Origin of the sequence: Streptomyces sp. NPDC051776 (assembly GCF_040681345.1) — a bacterium.
Taxonomy (GTDB): domain Bacteria; phylum Actinomycetota; class Actinomycetes; order Streptomycetales; family Streptomycetaceae; genus Streptomyces.
Window position 1 is genome coordinate 1 of sequence record NZ_JBFAYQ010000116.1, and the last position, 4840, is coordinate 4840.

General features: G+C 67.0%; 3 protein-coding genes. 2 read left to right on the forward strand and 1 reads right to left on the reverse strand.

Annotation, left to right across the window (positions count from 1 at the left end; genetic code table 11):
• The first annotated feature begins 1097 nt into the window (after positions 1-1097).
• Positions 1098-1499: a hypothetical protein gene (locus AB0M26_RS31255; protein WP_365266293.1), complete on the forward strand. Its 402-nt coding sequence runs from the start codon at positions 1098-1100 to the stop codon at positions 1497-1499.
• A 353-nt stretch (positions 1500-1852) separates the two neighbouring features.
• On the opposite strand, the gene AB0M26_RS31260 is transcribed toward AB0M26_RS31255, so the two are convergent.
• The gene (locus tag AB0M26_RS31260) at positions 1853-2830 is read right to left on the reverse strand and encodes a teichoic acid biosynthesis protein C (protein WP_365266296.1); all 978 of its coding nucleotides are present in this window, start codon (positions 2828-2830) and stop codon (positions 1853-1855) included.
• A gap of 305 nt (positions 2831-3135) precedes the next feature.
• Here AB0M26_RS31260 and AB0M26_RS31265 point away from each other — a divergent pair, with 305 nt between their 5' ends.
• The gene (locus AB0M26_RS31265) at positions 3136-4533 is read left to right on the forward strand and encodes an MFS transporter (RefSeq protein ID WP_365266299.1); all 1398 of its coding nucleotides are present in this window, start codon (positions 3136-3138) and stop codon (positions 4531-4533) included.
• The last annotated feature ends 307 nt before the right edge of the window (positions 4534-4840 follow it).

Here is a 4840-nt window from a genome sequence, read left to right on the forward strand (position 1 = left end):
TTCGCGGTCCATACCCGCCGAACCGGCGGAATCGGGCCGGGTGTGCGCTTGGGCCGAGGGGTCGCCGGGGGCGGCGGCTGACGGCGCCGTAACAGGCTGTGTCACATCGATCTCACACGGTCCTCCCATTCGCCGCCAGGCGTTCTCTACCGAGGGCCTGGCGCCCCACCTGGGGGCAACGACATGGGGGAAGCACGCCGGCCTGAAAGGAGGCCGCGGGCCCTGACGCGGGCGAGAAAAGCCCGCACCTGAACCACAGGAGGCACGGTGACCCATCGCCGCGTCAGCGAATTCCCGGTGGTGTGACTACCCAGGGGCGATCATGCGTCACAATGCGCGCCGGCGGTGACCCGGCTGAGGAAATGAGCCCGTGCCAGCTGCGGCTTCCTCGAAGAAAGCTGTTTCCAGCCGGTGGTCGGTCTGGGCTCGTCGGCGCCATCGTCAGCTACGAGCGCGCGGCTCGCTGAACACCGAAGGGGAACCCGAGGCGCCCGCGCCCCGCCCCCCAACTTCGTGTCTCGGCTGCCAAGTCCAGCCCGAGGGCGGCGAGTTCGATGGGCTTGTCCGTGTGAGCTTGGCCCGCCGGGTGTTGGTGTTGGAGTGCCACACTCCGAGTTCGCCCTCTGCGTCATATTTCAGCCGCTCCACATGCGCCCGGGAGACGGTCACAGTGCCGGTGCGGGTCCTGTGCTGCGCCAACGCCGCAACACCCCGCTCGAACGCCCAGCATGCTGTCCTGTCGTCGCACCGTACGAACCAGGGCCGACCGTGCGTAACGCAGAACACCCCTGTCCATGCCCGGTTGAGTAACCATTCATCATGCCCGGCCGGAAGGGCCGCCCCTAGCATGCCCGGGGGCAGGCCCCTTTTCAGGTGTTACGGGGCTCGATCCGCCCATGAGGTGCGAGGACACGTCGGTCGTGACGTGCGCGCCTCGGGCCTGAACGGCAACTGCGCAGCGTCCGGGCGCCACTTCGGCGGGCCCCACGTCGGTGCCCACGCCCGGTCGCCCGCACCGCACTGATGGTTGATCGAGAAGGAGAGCCAGGCCGCGGACCCACGCTCGCCGCTGTCCTGGCACAGAAGAGGAGCTGTCCGTGGCTGTGTGCCGTCGTACTGCTGCACTTGCTGCCATCACCGCCCTGATCGCCGTACCGGCGATCGTCGGCTGCGGCTCCGACAACAGAACGCTGGACTGCGGCCGGACCGCCAAAGCCGTCGCCCGGGACGTCGACGACTTTCAGGCGATTGTCGGCACCTCCTGGGGTAATCCTGTAGCGATAGCGCGGGCCCTCGACGAGATCGACAAGAGCCGATCCGGCATTCATAAGAACCTCTCCGCCGAACATCCCCACTGGGTCGATGCCACGATCGCCGATGACTCCCTCGGCACCGCCGTACTCGATGCCCGTAAGGCCCTCGAGGAGGGAGGCAAGCGCCCCGACCTCACCCGGTTCACCGATGCCTCGGCCAGACTGACCAAGGCCTGCTCGTCTTGATGTCTCAGGTCCAGGTCCTGGTCTCCGTGCGACCGGGGTCAGGTGGAAGCCAGCTGGCTGGTTGAGGCACTTGGACTCTCGTCCACGATCCCGTTCTACGGCCGCTCTTCCCGCACGGCGACCGGACCCGCTCGCCTTGCTGGGAGGCGCTTCTTTTTTGGGGGGCAGGAGGCGCGGTTCTCGGAGACCTGCGCACCTGACGAGCCGAAGTCAAGTAGGCGAGCGGGTTGTCAGGTCCGGACTCGTAGGGGGTCGGGACGGAGACGCTCGGACGACTGCCGGTCGCCTGGGCCGTCCGACCGCGGTTGGTGCCCTCCCCAGCGGCCGACGACCGGCCGCCGGGCGGACATGGCTCAGACCAGCGCGTTCTTGTAGAAGATGCTGGAGCGGCGGTCGCCCTCCACGCCGGTGGCGAAGCCGATGAAGAGACGGGCCTCGCCGGCGTCGGTGCGGTAGATGGCCAGCCCCTCGGGCTCGCGGTGGTGGAGGGTGGAGCCGGCCTTGGTGAGGACGGGGCCCTGCTTCACGGTGCCCGTGTTGATGTCGATGCTGGTGACGTAGGTGTTGCCGTCGCCGGTGGGGGTGCCGTCGCCGGGGTACGCGTCACCCGTGAGGTAGTACATGTACGAGCCGTAGAGGGTGTAGCCCTGCGGAGTGCCGGAGATCGTCGGCTGCTTGAAGTCGACCAACGGCGAGCCGAAGTTGCCTGTCTGAAAGGCGGAGAGGGGGTACACGGCGATCCGCTTGCCGCCGCTGGTGTGGTAGCGCACGATCATGCGCTGGTAGACCGGGTCGGCGGAGCAGGTGTACTCGGTGGCCCCCGGGATCGGCCGGTACGCGGCCGAGGCAGCCGGCGAGCCCAGGGTGGTGTTGGCGGCGTAACGGATGGGGGCGAGCGCGGTGCCGTACCCGCTGGTGTTCGCGGCGCACTCGATCCACAGCTCGGTGCCGGAACCGCTCGGCAGCGCGGCGAAGGCGACGCCGTGGCCGAAGCCATTGAGGTGCATGTACGAGATGTACTTCCCGTCGAAGTCCATCTTGTTGATGCACAGGTCACCGGCGGACTCGGCGCTGTCACTCCGCTTGGTCGCCACGAACAGGAACTTGTTCACCCAGTCAAAGGCGAAGCTCTGCTGGACCCGCGCACCGTGTGTGTCCTTGGACCGGAACAGGTCGTACGACGGCTGTGTGAGATCGAACCGCTTGGTGGTGGCCACCGCGGCGGAGGCGGTCCGCGCGCCGGCGGCGAGCCCGAGCGCGGCGAGCGAGGCGCCGGCGCCGGTGCGTATGAGGCCGCGGCGGGAGAGGGGGAAGCCAGGGGTGCGGTTCACGGGACTCCAGGGGCAAGAGTGGAGAACAGGGACACGTGATGCTATCCGTCGCAGGGGTGTTGTGACGTGCCTGGCCCCGGTGGCAGCTGATTGCCGGCTTTTCCAGGCAGCTCGGGGACAGACGGTGAGCAAGGGGGCGGGGAGGCCGACCGGGAGTTGACCCGTTCGGCCACGCGAGCGGGGGAGTGGCCGCGAGTGCGGCGCGCCCCGCCCCCTGGACGCCTGTCGCCCAGTAAGACGGCGGTGGGGTCGCGGCACACTGGTGCCGCTGTTGTGTGTACCCACTTGCAAGCAGGAAGACCGAGATGGCCCACTCGTATGCATTCTCCTGGAGAGAAAGACTTGGTCTGTGCGCTGCTGCGCTCTCGACACTGGTCGTCCAATTGGACTGGCTTGCGGTCAACCTTGCTCTCCCTCAGATTGCTCATGATTTCTCACAGTCGGTGACCAATCTGCAGTGGGTGCTGTCCGGGTTCATGCTTGCGTTCGGCGGCTTGCTTCCTCTTGCCGGCCGTCTCGTCGATGCTTACGGCCGACGGCGTCTGACCATCTGCGGGATGGGTGCCTTCATGGCGAGCTCCGGCGTCTGCGCCGCTGCGCCGGACGTTGCCTGGCTCATCATCGGGCGTGTCTTGCAGGGTGCAGGAGGTGCCTTTGTCGTTCCGGGTTCGGTGGCCATGATCGCGGGGTCCTTCGAAGGACGCCGGAAGAACATCGGTATGGGTTTCGTCATGGGAGCGGCCGGGGCGGGCGCAGCGTTAGGTCCGTTCGTCGGTGGCCTCCTCGCGGAATTCGACTGGCGCTATGTGTTCCTCATTAATTTGCCGATCGGTTTTCTCGCGATCCCTTTGATCTATTGGTGCGTCAGGCCGTCGTACGATCCTGTGGCAGCTGCCCTGAATTCACCGTGGCTCAGTGCGGGTGCTGCGGTTCTGGGATCTGTCGGGATCACCGTGGCCGTGGACCGTGGAACCGCGTGGGGGTGGGGTTCCCCGCTGACCCTGCTGTGCGGGGGAGCCGGGGCCCTCCTTCTGGTCGTCTTCGTGCTGCATGAGCTCAAAGGCCCCAATCCCTTGCACGAGCGCTCTTTTTACCTGGATCCGGTGGTCCAATTGCTGACCGTGACGGGGGCACTGTCGGTCATCGGCTACGCCATTCTGTCCACATTCTCTGTCATCTATCTGCAAGAAGATCAAGGGCTGGTGCCCTTGGCGGCCGGATGTATTTTCTTGTCTCTCTCCATCCCTGACGCTGCTTTCACCTACGTGGCTGGAAGTGTGGCCGCAAGTGCCTACATGTACGTCTATCTTTGTGCGGCGATGGTGGTGGCGACCTTCGGCATTCTGCTCGTGACCTGGGCGGAGACTCTCCCCCTTTATGTGGTGGCGTTCATGCTGTGCGGGCTGGGCATCGGGTTGACCGGTGGGCTGACCAACGTGCTGACGCAGCATCGGGTCTCGCCCGAAAGAGCCGGGGGAGCGGCCAGTCTCAGCCTTGCTGCCAAGATGCTCGCCTCGGCCATTGCCCTCGCGCTGGCAGCCACCGGGCTGGAGTCTCTCAACGGGGGAGTCGTGGGTGCCGCCACGAACACTGGGGCCCTGGAGGGCATCCTCAGGGCCACCGCTCTCTTGATGGGCCTGGGGTTCTTGCTCCTCTTGCCGCGAGCCACAAGGGCCGTGCGAGGCGGCGTCGCCGGTCATTAGCGAGCCGGGCGGGGGTGTCGGTCTTCGGCTCGGCTTACCTGGCGAGAACGGCCGGCAATGGCCGCGGGCCCGCAGGCAGGGGAGTGGCCCCCAGATGCGGGAGTGGCCCGCAGACGCGCAGCCCCGACCTCTGCCCTGAACAGCCCGCGTCCCGGCCGGCTCCCCGGGTTTGGGGGTGGGGCCCGGTGGTCACCGGCGTCCTGGGGGAGCGTAGGTCAGACACCCCATGTCGTTTGGTGTCAAGCGGCGTGGGGCTGGGCGTGGTGCGACCAGGCGGTCGCTTCGTCGTAGAGGGTGCGGGTTTTGA